The organism is Haloarcula sp. K1 (genome assembly GCF_001647155.1).
Taxonomy (GTDB): Archaea; Halobacteriota; Halobacteria; order Halobacteriales; family Haloarculaceae; genus Haloarcula; species Haloarcula hispanica.
Genome location: NZ_LRHL01000023.1, coordinates 138,726 through 155,869, shown reverse-complemented (window position 1 = coordinate 155,869; position 17,144 = coordinate 138,726). Strand labels below are relative to the sequence as shown.

The window sequence follows — 17,144 nt, the reverse complement described above, 5'->3', positions numbered from 1 at the left end:
CCCGGCGAACCCCTCATTGCTGTCCAGTCCGTACGCCGGGCTGTGAGCGAGTCAGCGAACACGACTGTCCGCGTCGACGGCGTCAGCAAGCAGTACGACCTCGGCGGGACGGTGACGGCGCTGGACGACGTGAGCCTGGACCTGTCGGCGGGGTCGTACACGGCGGTGATGGGTCCAAGCGGTTCCGGCAAGAGCACGCTCCTGAACCTCATCGGCGGGCTGGACACGCCGTCGTCGGGGCAGGTCGTGGTCAACGGACAGGACGTTTCGTCGGCTAGCGAGGCCGAACGGGCTGACATCCGCGGCACCGAGGTGGGCTTTGTCTTCCAGACGTTCAACCTTATGCCGCGCCTGTCCGCGGTGGAGAACGTCGCCTTGCCGCTCGTCTTCGACGGCTGGGACCGCGACCGTCGCCGCGAACGGGCAGTGTCGCTCCTCTCGGAGGTGGGGCTCGCCGACCGTACCGACCACGTCCCCTCGGAACTCAGCGGCGGCCAGCGCCAGCGGGTCGCCATCGCCCGCGCACTATCGACCGACCCGGCGCTGATACTCGCCGACGAGCCCACCGGTAACGTCGACACGGACACCGGCGCGCAGATACTCGACCTGTTCGACGACCTCCACGCGGCGGGCAACACGTTCCTGCTGGTGACCCACGAGCGCCACGTCGCCGAGCGGGCCGAGCGCATCGTCCACGTCGAGGACGGCCACATCCAGTCCGTCGAGGACGTTTCCGGAGGCGAGCACTGATGGACACCGGCGAGAGCGTTCGCATCACGCTCCGGTCAATCAGGGCGCACAAGCTCCGGTCGGCGCTGACTGTCGTCGGCGTCGTCATCGGCATCGCGTCGGTCATCACCTTCGCCACGTTCGGGGCCAGCGTCGAGGCCGAGATCGTCGGTGACATCGAGACGTCAAACGCGGGCAACATCTACGTGTTCGGAACGCCGGCGGAGGACGACGATTTCGATCGGACGCTCCAACCGGTGTTTACCGAGTACGACATTCAGCAGCTAGAGGGAATCCAGGGGGTACAGGCGGTACTCCCGCGCGGAATCGTCCAGACACAATCGATACAGCACGGGAATCGGACGCTCGCCAGACAGCAGGTCACGGCGACGCGGCCGGCCAGCATCACCGACGGCGTCCTCGTCGAGGGGCGTTCCTTCGAGGCCGACGAGGAAGCCGTCGTCGTCAACGAGCGCATGGCCGGGTCGTTCTCCGAGAACCTCACGACCGGCGAGCGGCTCACGATGACGATGCCCGACGGCAGCGAACGGAACGTCACCGTCGTCGGCGTCGTCAACGGGACCCGCGGCGAGGTCCCGGTCAGCGAGTTCGCCCGCCAGCCGCGGGTGTACGTCCCGATAGATCCGTTCTACGACTCCGTCGTCGAGAGTCCTTCGGCGGGCGTGCGACAGCGTGCGTATCCGCAGGTGACCCTCGTCGTCGATCCTCGGGCGATCCCGGAAACGCAGTCGGCGATTCAGACGTACCTCTCCGGTAATTCTGACGCGCGGTCGCTGTCGGCCGACGACACGGAACTGGTCGCTCGCTCGGGCAACGACTTCGTCGAGGAGATCAGTGACGTCATCGAGCGCATCACGCGCTTCGTCACCGGCATCGCCGTCATCGCACTGGTCGTCGGCGCTATCGGCATCGCCAACGTGATGCTCGTCAGCGTCACCGAACGGACCCGCGAAATCGGCATCATGAAAGCCGTCGGGGCGCGCAACCGCGACGTGATGCAGGTGTTCCTCGTCGAGGCCGCACTGCTCGGGACTATCGGCTCGCTGCTCGGCGTCCCGCTCGGACTGCTCGTCGGCTACGGCGCGACCCGGTACGCCGAGGTCACGTTCTCGCTCGCGCCGCTGTGGATGGCGCTCGCGGTCGGCGTGGGCGTCCTTGTCGGCGTCGTGGCCGGTCTCTACCCGGCCTGGCGAGCGGCGCGGGTCGACCCCATCGACGCACTCAGGCACGAGTGATCGGGATTCAGAACACCGAAATACGTGGTCGTCGTACCGACGGGCCATGACCCTCTCGGAGGAGGCCCGCGAGCGACTCGCCGACATCGTCGAACTCCAGCCGACGAAAAACGGCGAGCTACAGGAGCGCTGGGACATGGACAGCGGGAGCGAGGTACACCAGTACCTCGAATCCGAACTCAAGGAGTACTACTACCGCAACGACAACAGCCTCATCTGTGCGACGCCGGAGGCGACGACGCTCATCGACGGGGAGGACTCCGAACGGATACAGACGGTGACAGTCACCCCGCTCCAGCAGGCTATCGTCGACGTGATCGCCGGGCCGGACGAGGAGAGCCAGAGCGTCGTCGCCGTGTTACACGCCCTCCGTGAGGTCGGTGAGGACCGCGACACTGACGATGTTCGCTCCGCGCTCCGCAGCCTCGCAGACAAAGGTATCGTGGAGACGGTCGAGAAGACGGTGCCGACGTTCAGGCTCGCCGTTCCCCGGGACGAACTGGACATCGAGCTATCCGAGGAGTGAGTGCGTCCCGCAGTACCGGTCGGTTACTCTGACAGCCCGGCCGCGGTGTCGGTCCGCTACTCCGACAGCCCCGGCCGCTGGCGGCGGCGTCGCCGCGCTAACACCCGTTTTATTGCTTTGCCCGGCCCGCCGTCGAGCGGCCAGTCCTTCGACCGCCACGCCGGCGGTTCCGGCTCGTAAGACGGACACTGCCCCCGACACTCCGCCGCCGTCGGGAGACACCCTTTCGCGGCGCAGTGTGGATAGACGCCAGTTTCGTCGGCGCTGAGTTGGAAGTGCCTGCAGTCGGGGCGCATCGTGTCCGCGTACGCGCGCCAGCCGCGATCGTATGCCCGTTCGGCGATGGCGAGCCGCCGCTCTTGCTTCCAATCAGGACTCGCGTACTCGAACCGCGCCGCGCTGGTGTCGTCGTCCGGTCGGTCCAGAATGCGCGTTCCGGGGTCGGTCACTGACAGCGACCGCGGTTGCCAGACCGCCTCGGCTGTGCCGGATTCGGGATCGACAGTCAGCACGCCGGCGGCCGCGGGCAGGTCCGCCAGCAGGACCGGTTCCACGCGCTCGTCGGTCGTCGCCGTCGCGACCCACACCTCGTCGGCCAGCGACAGCGCGATGTCCCGCTCCAGTTGTGGGACGAGATTCCTGGCGGCGCTGGCCGTCAGGTCGGGCTTGTTCTCGATGGCGACGACCCGACGGAGCCAGTCGGGATAGGGTCGCACCCGACGGATTTCGATGCGGTTGCCCCGCTTTCGGGTCTCGATGGCGTCCCGGTCAGCCGCCTCGTGAATCGACTCTCGGACGTACCGCCACGGATAGCCCGGGTCAGGCAGCGCGTCGCGGTAGTACGTCCAGTCGGCCGGCGCGTTCTGCAGGACGTGCAGGAGGTCCGAGTCGAACGCGTCTCCGCCGAACGTCGCTCGCTCGCGGAGTCCGTCGGGGTCACACTCCAGTACAATCGTGTCCCAGCGTCGGTGTTTCGTCCCGAACTGTCTGGCGATCAGCACCGCCGCATCGTCCGACGGCGACCACGCTCGCTCGGCCCATTGACAGACGGCCAGTTCGAAGGCGAACTCGGAGTCTGAATCGGCTCCACCACTCGATGTCACGTATCTCGAAAAAATAGCCGGCCGCGTAAGAACTGCTGGGTTAGGCTGACGTGGTCGGACCTGTTACCTGCTGTGCGCTCTTGTTCGTCTGGCTTGCGAATGCCGTTCCGAACATACGGAAGACGGCGACCTGCCCGTAGTAGGTGACGAACGGAACGAGAACGAGTCCGATGACAGTAAACGCCAGAATATTGCTGATGAGGTTCGTAATAATGCCAACGACAATCGGCATCAGGACTGCGATGAAGTAGTCACTCGTAAGGACGACATTTTTCAGCAGCGAGAAGTCGAACGCTGCTCCAAGGCTGCCTTCGACCGCCATATTGGCGAGTGCTGCCGGGACAATATAGTAAATGAGAAACATTACCGGAATCAGAAGGAGCAGTGTCATGAGCCCGAAGCCGGCGATGATTCCGCCGCCAGAGTTCCCAGCAGCACCACCCAATCCGAGGAGGACGCTCCCGATACCGAAGATGACAGCTATGGGAACGATAGAGTACACGAGACCGACGATACTGAACTTGACTCCGTCGATGATGAGTTCACCCCAGTCGTCCCAGGCAGGTGGTTCGGATTCGCCCTCGACGGTCGTTCCGATCACACGAAGCAAGTAGCCGTTGAACGCGAACACTGGGATCAGGAGGAAAAAGAACACCAGCAGTACGCCGCCGATCAACATCTGTGCTATCCAACTGTCGCCTTGCATTGGGTACGATAGTCCGTCTTCTAACATTTTAGACGCCTCTTTGAAAACTGTAATCTTATCCTATTTAAAAATACTGTTAGTATTGGGGGAAATACTGTTTATAAAATAAATCCCCATTCGTAATTATCTCAACGGCAGATGATATCGCGGAAATAAAGGTTAGGCTACATATGGGGTGGGCAGTCGTGCATTTTACTATCGAATGTAATTCTGTATTTTAATTTATATGGTAGTTTAGGGGATCTGTGTTCATGGGCTGGTTATCCGGTGAGGTCACTTGAGCCGGTCAGCAAGCGACGACGGAGCGGTAGCTATCCAGAGCGCCGCGTCGGTGCTGGATGAATCCGGCCGAGTGTCGCCGCTCTCTCTACTCCTCGTCGTCCGCTCGTTCGTCGAGGAACTCGTCTGCCTGTTCGAGTATCTCGCGGGGGCCGTCCTGCGTGACTGTGTTGATGGCCTGCTCGTAGTCGCGCCACTGCAGGTCGCGGTGTTCTGTGGACAGTTCGGCTGACGCTTCGAACGATTTCGCGACGAACAGGTGGACCGTCTTGTGGATGGTGTTGCCGTTCGCCTCGAACACGTAGTCGTAGTCTTCGCGGAACCCGTCTAAAAGCCGGAAATCACCGATGCCGGCCTCCTCTTTCACTTCGCGTATGGCGGTCTGCTGGAGCTCTTCCTCGCCCTCGACGCCGCCCTTGGGGAACTCCCAATCGCCGGGTCGGCTCTTGAGCAGGAGGTACTCCCGCCGGCCACGCGTATCGCGAAAGAGGATGGCTCCCGCGCTCGTGGCCTCTATCATTATCGGATTTTATGACACCGCTACTTAAGAGAATATCGGAGACACAACGGAAACAGATGGCCTTTTGTCACTCGCGGCTGAGTGTTCGTCTACAGATGCCCTTCGTCACGACGCTGACTTTCACCAGTGGGGACCGACACCGCCTCGAGGACATTGTCACAGAGATCAAAGAGAGCGCCGAACAGAAGGGGGTCGAACTGAAAGGCCCGCATCCGAAGCAGCCACAGGAGCTGCGGGTTCCTCAGTCGAAGTCACTGGGGCCAAGCGGCGGCCGCTTCGAGTCCTGGACCCACACCGTCTACACCCGAACGATAGAGATCGTCGGGTACGAGGAGTTCGCTCGGAACGTTACTCAGCGAACCTTCCCGAACGCCATCCACGTCGAGGCCGGCGTCGAACAGCGGACGCAGGTCGGCAGCGGGTCGTAGCCCCGGAGTGACTGTCGTCCGCTCCTGTGGATTCGTATAAGTAGCTGTGCCCCGTTTCGCCGGCATGAACGAGTCTCAACAGGAACGGCTCAGGTCCGTTCGGCGCGACTTACACAGCTGTCCCGAACCCGCGTGGCGGGAGTTCTACACCACCAGTCGCATCGTCGACGAACTCGAACGGATCGGCGTCGACCAGTTGCATCTCGGTCAGGATGTCGTGGATGGCGACGCGCGGATGGCAGTCCCGGACGCTGATGAACTCGAAGACTGGCAGGCGAAGGCCCGAGAGGCCGGGGCCCGTGAGGACGTGCTGGAGGCCGCCACTGGGGGATTCACCGGTGCCCTCGCTGTGCTCGAACAGGGCGATGGGCCGACCGTCGCGCTCCGGGTCGACATCGACGCGCTTCCAATAACGGAGTCAGACAGCGTGGCACATGCCCCGGTGACGGAGGAGTTCCGCTCAGCCAACGAGGGGTATATGCACGCCTGCGGGCACGACGCCCACGCGACGATTGGCCTTGGCGTGCTGGAGGCAGTGAAAGAGAGCGGTTTCCACGGAACGTTCAAAGTCGTCTTCCAGCCGGCCGAAGAGGTTATCGGCGGCGGGAAGGCCGTCGCCGAGAGTGGACATCTGGATGACGTGGACCACTTGCTGGCGATACATATCGGTCTCGATCATCCGACCGGTGAGATCGTCGCCGGCGTCGGCGGCTTCCTCGCGGTTCGGCAGTTCGAGGCGACGTTCACCGGCGAGACGGCGCACGCTGGAGGGCATCCCGCACAGGGACGGGACGCCGTACAAGCGTTGGCGACTGCCGTCCAGAACCTTCACGCGATTCGACGGCACGGCGACGGCGCGACCCGGGTCAACGCCGGGGTCGTCGAGGGTGGCACAGCCACGAACATCGTCCCCGAGGAAGCGACGCTGGAAGGAGAAGTCCGGGGTGAGACGACCTCGCTCAAGGAATACATGAGCGAACGGGCGGACACCGTCATGTCGTCCGCGGCCGAGATGCACGACTGCGAAGTCGCTGTCGAGACGACCGCAGAAGCGCCGAGTGCGGTGAGCGACGACGCGCTTGCGGGTGTAGTGTACGACGCAGCAGAATCAGTTCCCGGCGTCACAAGCCGCCTTCGGACCGACGACCTCGGTGGGAGCGAGGACGCGACCTATCTGATGGACCGCGTCCAGGGCCGCAGCGGGACGGCGACGTTCGTCGGTATCGGGACCGACCACCCCGGCGGCCACCACACGCCCACGTTCGACGTCGACGAGAATTCACTGGCAATCGGTATCGATGTCGTCAGTAAAGCGATTAGCCAACTGAGTGAGTGAATACGCTACGGCGCTTCCCAGCTGGCGAGTTGGATCGATTTGCCGCTATCCGGCGACTTCCAGTTCAGCGTGACCGTCGCATCCGAGAGATCAGCGGCCTTCGAAAACGTCACCTTCGACCCGGCTGTGATTTCCGAACCGGCCGCCGGTGCGCCGCCGAGACTCGGGAAATCGTGCTGTCCGTTGGCGGTTGAAGCCCCGCTAACGGTGATGTACAGATTCCCGGCCTGAATAGAGTCGCCGCTCCGGTGCTCGATTGTCAGGCTGTCGGGACTACCCGCGTCGTAATCGAACGTAAACGCCGCCTGTGGCGCGCTTTGGCCGAGACTCCCAGAACCGAAATCGAGGAAGAACGTCGCTGCTGTCGCCGCCAACAGCACTGTTATTGCAACCATTAGAATGACACCAACAACTGGCGAGACTGCACTATCGTCGGATTGGAATCTGCGTGCTAGCATGATTGACCCCCACTCGGGCGACGGTCGACACGCTGTCTCCGTCTCGGTGACCCCCCGGTCGACCGACCCCAGTGTGACTTCATTTTGATATCATGTTGTTAAATAATAAAACTTGTTGTTCAGAACTATAGTTCATGATTTCAGCAACTACTATCCGAATAGCTGTTCGAAACGCCGTCGCTGCTGCTGGCAACCCCGCGCCAGAATATCAGAATCAAACGGAAAACGCAACGAGCCGCGGAATCAGTACTTGGGCTCTGCGCCAGTGACTTCGTAGATATCGTCCATAATCGAATCACGCTCGCGCTGCCAGGCCTCGAAGCCGCTGCGGTCGCTGGGGTAGGATTGGTAATGGTCCAGCAGCCGGTCGGCAGCTTTCTTCGTCTGGTAGAGGTCCCGGATGGTCCCGAGGTGGCCAATGCTCTTGACTGCCATCTTGATTTTGAGTCCGAGCCCGATGCTGGTCGAGCCGCCGTACAGCGCCTCGGCGAGCTTCTCGCCGGGTAACGCGGCCAGCAGCGCCATCAGGTCGTCGACGTCGTAGGCGGTGGTGAAGATGTTGTACACGTCAAGCGCCGCGTACCGGGCGCCGAAGTGCTCCATCACGCGCTCGTTGTACTCCCAGAGCGCGGCTTCGTCGTCCGTCCGGCCGGATTCGATAGCCTCGATTGCCTGTTCGGCGGCGTAGGTCCCGGCGTAGGCCGCACCGGCGATACCGCCGCCGGTGGTTGGATTGACGTGTCCAGCGGCATCCCCGACGGCCATGAATCCGGGCGCGACGGCGGAGTCGTATGGCCGGCGCGTCGGCAGCGCAGCGCCGAGTTTATCCTGTACCTCCGCGCCCTTGAACTCGCTTCGGCCCTGCAGGTCGCGCTTGAGGTCGTCGACCAGTTCCATCGGCTCCTCGTTCATCTGGAAACCGAGGCCGGCGTTGATCTCCGTGTCCGTACGCGGGAAGTACCAGAGGTAGCCGGCGGAGCGCTCGGTCGGCTTGAACACGAGCGCGTCGTCCCACTCGACCGGCTCGTCAACCTCGATAATCTCCCGGTAGGCAGAGCAAAACTGCGAGTACTGGACGTTCGTGTCGAAGGTCGCGTCTTCGAGGTCGGTCTTGTCCTGCAGAATCGAGAGCGCGCCGGCCCCGTCGATGACCATGTCACCCTCGTATGTGACGGGGTCGCCTTTCCGCATGGCTTTCACGCCTGTCACGCGGCCGCTGTCGTCCTGCAACACGTCCTGAACGACCGTGTCGTAGTGGAACTCCACACCGCTGTCGTTTGCACCCTCGATGAGACAGCGACCGTACTCCCAGCGGTCGATGACGGCGAGTTCGCCCGGCACGGGAATTTCGAGAACGGTGTCCTCCTGTGGAATCTCGAACCGGCCGTGGTCGACATCGGTGTTGGTAAACGCCGGTTCGAGCTGTGACTTCGGAATCGCTTCAGGGAAGTCGCTGGCTCCCTTGAGCGCGTCCCCGCAGGCGATGTGGCCGGCCTCGGTCTCGTCCTTTCGCTCTACGACGACGACGTCGTAGCCCGCGTCCGCAATGGTCGCTGCGGCGTAACAGCCGGATGTCCCGGCCCCGACGACGACAACGTCCACGGAAACGGTCCGTGCAGTCGCCGACGCTCCGCCGGCGTTGCCGTCCTGGTGTGTGGTCATGCACTCCCGTCCTGCCCGGAGAGAGAAAATTATTCCGACTATCGGTTTTACGCACTGCTATAACTGTTTCTGCGATGCACAGCCGACTACGGGTGCGTCATGCGGCATTGACGGACAGCGGTCCGTTTCACTCCGGGACAGCGGTGATAAAGAGTTTTGCTGGGGGGTGTCAAAGGGCCGAGCATGACCGAGTACACGGTGACGTTCGTGGGGACGGGCGAGGAAATCACCGTCTCCGAGAAGGAGACGATTCTCTCGCGGTGTATCGAGGAGGGTATCGCCCAGGAGTACTCCTGCCGCGTGGGGATGTGCCTGGCCTGCTCGGCGAAGATTGTCGAGGGGTCGGTTACCCAGCCTGCCGCCCGCGGACTGACCGACCGGGAACGGGAGGACTACGCACTGACTTGCATGGCGCGGCCGCAGTCGGACCTGAAACTCGACCGCGGGAAGTACCCGCCCAGTATTGAAGCGGATGTCGACCTGGAGGACGGCGATCCCACGCCTGCGGACGACTAGTAGGCACTGAATACCACTACCATATAGCCTGCTAGAAGGTCTGTAAATACCTTTAACATACGCCTGATATATTGCCTGATATAGAGCGGTGAAACCGCGAATGAAGGACAGGTCATATAAGCAAGTGGCCCCTATAGAGTAGTGACTACAGCGTCAGCGGACGGCCTTCGACGACTGATACACGCTTCCCCAACCATGACCAGCCGCGTATACAGACTTCACTCGACACTTGAACTGCCACTGGAAGACGCCTACGATTTCTTCGAGGATCCGGACCTTCCCCCCGAAATCGCTGACATCGACATCACCCGTCGAAACAATACGCTAATCGTCAGCGCTGTCGCCAAAGACGACTCCATGAGTAAGTACACCCCGACGGCCCAGCTCAAGGCCAGCGTCACGGAGAATCGGGTGTACGAGGAAGACCCCGACGAGATGGGACCGCCCGGGGCCGCGAGTACCGGGAGTTCCGGCGGTGGCCCCCAGTGGGGCGCACTCGAAGAGGAAGAGGAAGAAATCGAGTCCGAACTCGTTGAGTACGCCTGCTTCAAGGGCGACCGCGAGACCGTGCTCCAGAACACAGCGCTCCAGTACGCGATGTTCGAGGTCCTGTGTGAGGTCGCGAAAGTCGCGGAAAAGGGCACGCTGACGGCAATTGCGGCGGTCGACGAGGAACTCGAAGCTGTCCGCATCGTCGATGGGGAAGAGCGACCCGCCGCGATCAACGTTGCAGAGGAACCCCGCGACGGCGAGGAAGAAGAGGGCGTCAACTGGCGCGACAACGAGTTCATCTCGTAACGCGCGTAGTCCGGTCACGGATTCAATTTTGCCGAGCCGTAGCTCAACGCCGTATAGCGGCCAGTTCAAGTCGCTACGCCGACGCGATACCTGAGAGGTCGGCGTCGGTAAACCGTGATGCGATTTCAATGGTGAGGTTCGCTTCGATGTAGGCCGCAATCACGATTAGTACGGCGGCCGTCGCAAGCAGCCAGCCGGCTTCCCGGAGATCCTGTCCGGTGACCAGTTCGTCCGTGCGGCCGCGGATGTACTGTATCGTGCGCCACCCGAACCGGAGCCCGACGGCGGCGACGATGAGCAGTGCGGGGATCTCGATGAGGCCGTGTGGGACGATGAGTGCGGCGACGACGACGGGCGAGACCTGCTTGAGTGCGATACCGACGACGACCCCGATGAGCAGGCCGTTCAAGACGAGCGACAGGACCGTCATCGAACCGAGCGAGATAGCGCCGAGTGCCATCACGAGCAACGCCCCGAGGTTGTTAACGGTCAGAGAGACTGTCGTGAGCTCAGCCGGCATGAAGGGATTCTCGCCGGTCGTTCCGGGGTTCTGAAGCCACTCGGCGGGTACCTGACTGCCGAGTCCGTACCCGAGGAGTCCACTGACTATCAGGATCAGCGCGGCTACAGGGACATAGCGCAACAGCCAGCGGTGAAAGAGGCGAGCCGGGAGGGTTGGGCGGTCGTCCATACCACGCCTTTCGCGCCGGCAGCAAAAAACCCGAGTGACCTGAACGGGCGCGGCCGCCGTTTTATTTGCCACCGCCTCACACACCTGTCGGCCATCCAAAAAGTACTTGGCACTCGTAATTATATCTCATTACACTATGTCCGAATCAGCAGAGTTCCCGGACTATCTGGACGTTGATTACACTGACGGGGAAGGCGAAGACCCCGAAGAGTACCCGACTGTCAACCACAAGATCGAGAAGGCAATCGAGGTCACGAAGACCGGCCTCGAAGAGTACGAGAACCCTGTCGTGATGTGGACCGGCGGCAAGGACTCGACGCTGACGCTGTACTTCGTCAAGGAAGTCGCCGAGCGCTTCGACCTCGAAGTACCCCCGGTCGTCTTCATCGACCACTATCAGCACTTCGACGAACTCATCGACTTCGTCGAACACTGGGCCGACGAGTGGGACCTCGACGTCATCTGGGCGCGCAACGAGGACGTGGGCAACTACGTCGACGAAAACGGCCTCGAACCGGGTGACGACATCCCCGTCGACGAACTCTCTGAGCACAACCAGCACCACATTCGGAACATCCTCGAATACGAGGAGGACACGTTCCCGTTCCTGCTCGACACCTACGTCGGCAACCACCTCCTGAAGACGGTGGCGCTCAACGACACTATCGAGGAGCACGACGTCGACGGCATCCTGTCGGGCATCCGCTGGGACGAGCAGGAGTCCCGCGCCGACGAGACGTTCTTCTCGCCGCGTCACGACCCGGACATCTACCCGCCGCACGACCGCATCCAGTCGATTCTCCAGTTCGCGGAAGCCGACGTGTGGGAGGCCTTCTGGAACTTCGTCGTCCCGGACACCGTCGAGGGCTACCCGGACGACGGCTACGTCCCGCAGGGACAGGACGACCTGCCTGAGGGCATCGAGAAGGAAGACGTGCCGGTCTCGCCGAAGTACTTCGCCGGATTCCGTTCGCTCGGGAGCGAGGTCAGCACCGACAAGTCCGCCGAAGAGCCCGCTTGGCTGCAGGACATGGCGAACACGACCGAGCGCGCCGGCCGCGCCCAGGACAAGGAAGACCTGATGGAGCGCCTGCGCGACCTCGGCTACATGTAAACGGCCACGGAACGACGCCGGTTCCGTATCGCTGTTTCTCTTGCTGTCTCAGTAGCGACGTTCGCCACGACAAACAGTAAATACACGGCCGAATCCGCCTGTCGACCGAGACGAGTGGTCGCCGGTAGCTGACCCCCGGAGCACAGAAGCCCCTATCAGCACTGAATATTGTCACTCTAACACTTCGACAGGAGTCGATGTATTCCGCGCCGGCAGCAATCCCGAACCCGGTGTGGTCGAACGCACAGAGTGGACACGGCTGCCGTTATGTGCGCGGCAACGGCTACAGGCGGCGACCAATACCCGTTTTAGACCCTTGTTCATCCTTTCTGAACGATGCAATTATCCGTCCCACAAGCCGGTTGATTGCAGTCTAAGCCTCGCTACGTCCCGTAACGCGGCCGAAAAAACGTTATAGACGGTTGTCGAGAAAAGGTTTAGGTACTGTCGAACAATACGAGTAGGTGAATGAGTTCAGACCAGTACAACTGTCCGAACTGCGGGGCGGAATTGAGCTACCAGACGACGAAGCACAACGGCTGTTCGAACTGCGGGTTCGTTCCGCCGCATAGCGCTGAGTAAGGCGGTTTGGCCCGAGTTAGCGGCTGCGACGTTCTGTGGTAGATAGTTGTGGAATCCTACGATTAGCGTCACGTATTCGGGTCGACATCTATTTTTCTCGGCTCGCTGTATCCGTTGTCTGTGACGGACCGCACAGACCGGGGCGTTCTCGCGGGCGTTATCTTCGCCGTTTTACTGGCGCAGGTCTTGCTGTATCCGGGTGTCGACAGGCTCGTCCGGTCGCTGGGTGCGACGACGGACCTGAACGCCAGCATGTGGTTCCTGGCCGCTGAGTTCGGGTCTTTCGTCGTCTTCGCTGGCGTATGGGGCGTGCTCAGCGACGCCACCGGACGGCGCACGCCGTTCATCATCGGCGGGGCGGGCGCCGGCGCAGTGCTGTACGCCCTCATCGCGTGGCTCCCCGGCGCTGTCTCGCTCCCGTTTGCCGGCGTACTGGTCCTGCGAGCGCTTCAGGGTGGGGCCACTATCGCCGCGTTCTCGCTGGCAATGACGATGCTGATGGACCTCGGCGGCGGCCACGGCAAGAACATGGGTGCGGCAGGCATCGCTATCGGCAGTGGGACGGCGCTTGGGGCGCCACTCGGCGGCCAACTCTACGAAATCCAGACGACGCTCCCGCTGTATGTGGCGAGTACATTGTCGCTTGTCGTCGCAGTGGCCACGCTGCTCGTGACCGACCGCGCACCGTCGGACGGGCGGTCAGGCCTGGCCGCGACCGTGTCCGGGCTCAAACAGCGACCGACGCTCGGCGTGCCGTACGCTTTCGGGTTTATCGACCGGCTCACTGCGGGCTTTTTCGCGCTTGTCGGCACGCTGTATTTCAGGGAGACGTTCGAACTGGGCCCCGGCGAAACCGGTGTCATGCTGGCGCTGTTTTTCGCTCCGTTTGCCCTGCTGCAGTATCCCTTCGGCGTGCTCTCTGACCGCATCGGTCGAACCGCTCCTATCGTTGTCGGGTCGGTGCTGTACGGACTCACTGTTGTCGGCGTCGGGCAAGCGCCGACGGTGGCCATCGCCGGTGCAGGGATGGTACTGACCGGCGTTATCGGGGCACTGATGGCCCCTGCGACGATGGCGCTCGTTTCGGACCTCGCCGTCGAGACGGAGCGTGGGACCGCTATGGCCGGCTTCAACATTTTCGGTAGCGTCGGCTTCCTCGCCGGCATCCTCGTCGGCGGCACTGTCGCCGGAGCCTTCGGCTACCCCGTTGCGTTCCTCGTCGCCGGCGGGACGGAGGTCGTCCTCGCAGTGCTGGCGCTGCCCGGACTGCTACGACTGGAGAAGCCGGCCGAGGACGCCGTCGGGGGCTGACTACGACGCCTCGCGGACCTCGTCCAGTGCGCCCGGGTTCTCGATGCTGGACATGTCGCCCAGGTCCTCGCCGCGGTAGACGCCGGCGATTGCCCGGCGGATTATTTTCCCGCTCTGGGTCTTGGGGAACTCATCGACGAATAGTACTTCTCGGGGCCGGAACGGCTTGCCGAGTTCCTCGCCGACGGCGGCGCGGATGTCGTCCCGGAGGTCGTCGTCGGGTTCGTAGCCGGGTTCCAGCACGGCGTAGAGGACGACGGCAGTGCCGGTGGTGTCGTCCGGCGCACCGACGGCGGCGGCCTGATTGACGGCGTCGTGTTCCATCGCCGCACCCTCGACCTCCGCCGGCCCGACCTTCCGCCCGGCGACGTTGAGCACGTCGTCCGCTCGGCCGTGGAGGAACCAGAGGCCGTCCTCGTCTTTCTGCGCCCAGTCGCCGTGGTCCCAGACGTCGTCCCAGGTCGACCAGTACTCATGCAGGTAGCGGTCGTCGCCCGACCAGAGCGACCGGGTCATCGACGGGCAAGAGTCCCTGGCGACCAGATAGCCGCGCTCGTGGGTGTCGGCTATCGATTCGCCATCGGAATCAACGATGTCGATGTCCATCCCCAGTCCCGGACCGCCGAGTGTGCAGGGTTTGAGCGATTGAATCGGCATCGGCATGAGGAAACAGCCCATTATCTCGGTCCCGCCGGAGATGTTGATGATTGGACAGTCCTCGTTCCCGACGTTTTCGTGGAACCACAGCCAGCTCTCGGGGTCCCAGGGTTCGCCGGTCGAGCCCAGCAACCGGAGGCTGGAGAGGTCGTGGCCCTCCAGCCACTCGTCTCCCTTCTTTCGGAGCGCCCGAATCGCGGTCGGCGAGACGCCGAACGTGGTGATGTCGTGGCGGTCGATCATCTCCCAGAAGCGGTCCGGTTCGGGGTGGTCCGGCGCACCCTCGTACATGAAGACGGTGCCGCCGAAGGCGTGGTTCCCGAGCAGCGTCCAGGGCCCCATCATCCAGCCGATGTCGCTTACCCAGAAGAAACGGTCGCTTGGCTTGTGGTCGAAGCCGAAGTAGATCTCCTTGGCCGCCTGCATGAGTGCGCCGGCGTGCGTGTGGACGATGCCCTTCGGTTTCCCGGTCGTCCCGGAGGAGTACAGCAGCATCGACTCCTGGTTGCTCGGGAGTTCCTTCGCCGCGTACTCGTCGTTGGCGGTCTCTATCGCTTCGTCCCACCACTCGTCGCGGCGGGTCCAGCGGATGGTCTCGTCGGGGTCGTCCGCGATACCGAGGCGGTCATAGACGACAGTGTGTTCGACCGGTGTCGTCCCGAGTTCCTCGCCGGCCTGCTTGATGGCCTCGTCGGCGCTTTCCTTGAGGTGGACACCGGAGCCCCGGCGATAGAAGCCGTCACCAGTGAACAGGACGGAGCACTCGGCATCGGCGATGCGGGTCGCCGTCGCGTCGACGCCGAACCCGGAGAAGATCGGCACGGCGATCGCGCCGACCTTGAGACAGCCGTACAGTATCGACGCCACCTCGGGGACCATCGGCATGTACAGGCCGACAGTGTCGCCGGTGCCGACGCCGACGGATTCCAGGTAGTTCGCCACCTTGCTGGCCTGCCGGTTCAGTTCGTGGTACGTGACCTCCCGAACGTCGCCGGGTTCACCCTCCCAGATGAGCGCGACTGTGTTTCGAGTCGGGCTGTCCCGCGCAGCGTGGCGGTCTAGAACGTTGTGGGCGGCGTTGATGGTCCCGCCGGGGTACCAGTCGGTGAACTGTGGTCCCTCACTATCGTCTCGGACTTCGTCGTACGCGTCGAAGAACTCGATGTCGAGGTACTCCGGGAGCAGGTCCCAGAACCACTCGACGCCGGATTCTGGTTCCTCTGGCAGGTCCGTGGTCGTTCGCTCGATGAGTTCGTCGTAGTTGTCGATGTCGTATTCCTGCATGAACTCCCAGACGTTCGTCGACTCGACGAACGCGTGGCTCGGTTCGTGGACGATGGAGTCTACGTGGTCTTGTTCACTCATAGCGTCAGTATTCCGTAGTGTTTGGCCGTCTGGTATAAACTCGTACCGCCGCTGCCCCGTGCGTCCGTTGGTCGGTCGGGGTAGCCCGACTCCGCGTCGCTTGTGTGTGGCGCAGGGACAGTGCATGTCCACACACCACTGTCTCACTCGTAGGTCGTTGTCATGCCGCCGTCGAACAGCAGGTCCCCGCCGTTGAGATGGTCGGCGTGTGTCGAGAGCCCGAACACGAAGAGGTTCGCCACGTCAATGGGGTCCATCATCTCTTTGACCCGCGCCTGGCCCAGCATCACGTCGTCGATGACCTCGTCGACGCTGATGCCACGTTGCTCGGCGGTGTCGGGAATCTGGTCGACCACCAGCGGCGTCTTGACGTAGCCGGTACTGATAGAGAACCCACGGAGCCCGTCACCGCCTTCCGCGGCGATAGACTGTGTCAGTCCCCGCAGGCCGAACTTCGAGACGTTGTAGGCCACCTTATCCGAGGTAACGTAATGGCCGTGGACCGATGCCATGTTCCCGATGGCACCTACGCCGTCGTCGGTCCCGCGGATGTGAGGGATGACGCGCTTCGACAGCGCGAGCGGCGCGCGAAGCATTACGTCGTGCATCTGGTCGTACGTCTCCATCGGGAAGTCCTCGATGGCGTCGATGTGCTGGAGGCCGGCGATGTTCGCGAGATACCGTATGGTGCCGTGGGAGGCCGCGGTCTCGACGATGGACTCGATATCCGCGTCGTTTGCGAGGTCGCCGGCCACGGTCTCGACGGCCCCATCAAGGTCGAGGTCCGCCGCCGTGTCCGCGACCTCAGCGAGACCGTCTTCGTCGATATCCGTGGCGACGGCAGTCACCCCGTTGGCGGCCATCGCCAGCGCTGTCGCCCGGCCGATGCCCGATCCGCCGCCGGTCACCAGACAGACCGTGTCGCTCGTGTAGTGGTCGTCGTCGACGAACAGGATCGAGGACTCGTCGATGGGCTCGACTTCGAGCCGTTCGTGAGAGGTGCTGGATGCCATTCAGTCACACGTTCTCTAGACATGTCCGAATAGGGGCGGGTTGACATGTATACCCGACTGACCGTGTGGTGCTGTCACAGCCCGGCGCGAGAAC

17 protein-coding genes are annotated in these 17,144 nt (G+C 62.8%); 9 read left to right on the top strand and 8 right to left on the bottom strand.

The genetic code is table 11. From position 1 onward, the window contains the following. Positions 1 to 42 precede the first annotated feature (42 nt). From AV929_RS08250 to AV929_RS08240, 3 genes are read left to right on the top strand one after another with little or no spacing between them, the layout of a single operon-like run. Complete coding sequence (locus AV929_RS08250; protein WP_050037958.1) at positions 43 to 750, top strand: ABC transporter ATP-binding protein; 708 nt, start codon at positions 43 to 45, stop codon at positions 748 to 750. Further along, a complete protein-coding gene (locus AV929_RS08245; protein WP_064287967.1) occupies positions 750 to 1,985 on the top strand; it encodes an ABC transporter permease in 1,236 nt (411 codons plus the stop codon). Before AV929_RS08250 ends, AV929_RS08245 begins: the two co-directional genes overlap by 1 nt. 46 nt (positions 1,986 to 2,031) lie before the next feature. Further along, entirely contained in the window at positions 2,032 to 2,511 is a 480-nt protein-coding gene (locus AV929_RS08240) for a DUF5797 family protein (protein WP_004516865.1), read from the top strand. 56 nt (positions 2,512 to 2,567) lie between these two features. On the opposite strand, the gene AV929_RS08235 is transcribed toward AV929_RS08240, so the two are convergent. The 3 genes from AV929_RS08235 to AV929_RS08225 all read right to left on the bottom strand — a co-directional run bounded on the left by AV929_RS08235 (position 2,568) and on the right by AV929_RS08225 (position 5,119). Continuing rightward, a complete protein-coding gene (locus AV929_RS08235; RefSeq protein WP_050007300.1) occupies positions 2,568 to 3,614 on the bottom strand; it encodes a DUF5787 family protein in 1,047 nt (348 codons plus the stop codon). 40 nt (positions 3,615 to 3,654) lie between these two features. Further along, a complete protein-coding gene (locus tag AV929_RS08230; protein ID WP_225306753.1) occupies positions 3,655 to 4,320 on the bottom strand; it encodes a DUF4013 domain-containing protein in 666 nt (221 codons plus the stop codon). Positions 4,321 to 4,687: 367 nt separating this feature from the next. Continuing rightward, positions 4,688 to 5,119, bottom strand: a complete 432-nt coding sequence (locus tag AV929_RS08225) for a bis(5'-nucleosyl)-tetraphosphatase (protein ID WP_008309479.1) — start codon at positions 5,117 to 5,119, stop codon at positions 4,688 to 4,690. A 95-nt stretch (positions 5,120 to 5,214) separates the two neighbouring features. Between AV929_RS08225 and AV929_RS08220 the strand changes: the two genes are divergently transcribed. Further along, positions 5,215 to 5,547, top strand: coding sequence for an uS10/mL48 family ribosomal protein (locus AV929_RS08220; protein WP_008309480.1), 333 nt, complete (start codon positions 5,215 to 5,217; stop codon positions 5,545 to 5,547). 64 nt (positions 5,548 to 5,611) lie between these two features. Next, a complete protein-coding gene (locus AV929_RS08215; protein ID WP_064287966.1) occupies positions 5,612 to 6,883 on the top strand; it encodes an amidohydrolase in 1,272 nt (423 codons plus the stop codon). 5 nt (positions 6,884 to 6,888) lie between these two features. Here AV929_RS08215 and AV929_RS08210 read toward each other — a convergent pair whose 3' ends face one another. Both AV929_RS08210 and AV929_RS08205 read right to left on the bottom strand, forming a co-directional pair. Beyond that, positions 6,889 to 7,341, bottom strand: coding sequence for a type IV pilin (locus tag AV929_RS08210; RefSeq protein WP_079980830.1), 453 nt, complete (start codon positions 7,339 to 7,341; stop codon positions 6,889 to 6,891). Between the two features lie 243 nt (positions 7,342 to 7,584). Further along, positions 7,585 to 9,003 (bottom strand): geranylgeranyl reductase family protein, encoded by a 1,419-nt coding sequence (locus AV929_RS08205; RefSeq protein WP_050037954.1) that lies wholly within the window; start codon positions 9,001 to 9,003, stop codon positions 7,585 to 7,587. A gap of 183 nt (positions 9,004 to 9,186) precedes the next feature. Between AV929_RS08205 and AV929_RS08200 the strand changes: the two genes are divergently transcribed. Continuing rightward, entirely contained in the window at positions 9,187 to 9,519 is a 333-nt protein-coding gene (locus tag AV929_RS08200) for a 2Fe-2S iron-sulfur cluster-binding protein (RefSeq protein WP_014040180.1), read from the top strand. 195 nt (positions 9,520 to 9,714) lie between these two features. Beyond that, on the top strand, positions 9,715 to 10,317 hold the full coding sequence (locus tag AV929_RS08195) for a hypothetical protein (protein ID WP_008309489.1): 603 nt from the start codon (positions 9,715 to 9,717) through the stop codon (positions 10,315 to 10,317). A gap of 73 nt (positions 10,318 to 10,390) precedes the next feature. On the opposite strand, the gene AV929_RS08190 is transcribed toward AV929_RS08195, so the two are convergent. After that, positions 10,391 to 11,008: a stage II sporulation protein M gene (locus AV929_RS08190; protein WP_064287965.1), complete on the bottom strand. Its 618-nt coding sequence runs from the start codon at positions 11,006 to 11,008 to the stop codon at positions 10,391 to 10,393. A 136-nt stretch (positions 11,009 to 11,144) separates the two neighbouring features. On the opposite strand from AV929_RS08190, the gene AV929_RS08185 reads away from it, so the two are divergent. Together AV929_RS08185 and AV929_RS08180 are read left to right on the top strand one after the other, a co-directional pair. Further along, entirely contained in the window at positions 11,145 to 12,122 is a 978-nt protein-coding gene (locus tag AV929_RS08185) for a phosphoadenosine phosphosulfate reductase family protein (protein ID WP_005534748.1), read from the top strand. 702 nt (positions 12,123 to 12,824) lie between these two features. Beyond that, positions 12,825 to 14,015: an MFS transporter gene (locus AV929_RS08180; protein ID WP_064287964.1), complete on the top strand. Its 1,191-nt coding sequence runs from the start codon at positions 12,825 to 12,827 to the stop codon at positions 14,013 to 14,015. Here the strand turns inward: AV929_RS08180 and AV929_RS08175 are convergent, their stop codons facing one another. Beyond that, positions 14,016 to 16,037, bottom strand: coding sequence for an AMP-binding protein (locus AV929_RS08175; RefSeq protein ID WP_064287963.1), 2,022 nt, complete (start codon positions 16,035 to 16,037; stop codon positions 14,016 to 14,018). A 143-nt stretch (positions 16,038 to 16,180) separates the two neighbouring features. After that, entirely contained in the window at positions 16,181 to 17,050 is an 870-nt protein-coding gene (locus AV929_RS08170) for an SDR family oxidoreductase (protein WP_050037951.1), read from the bottom strand. Positions 17,051 to 17,144: the final 94 nt, after the last annotated feature.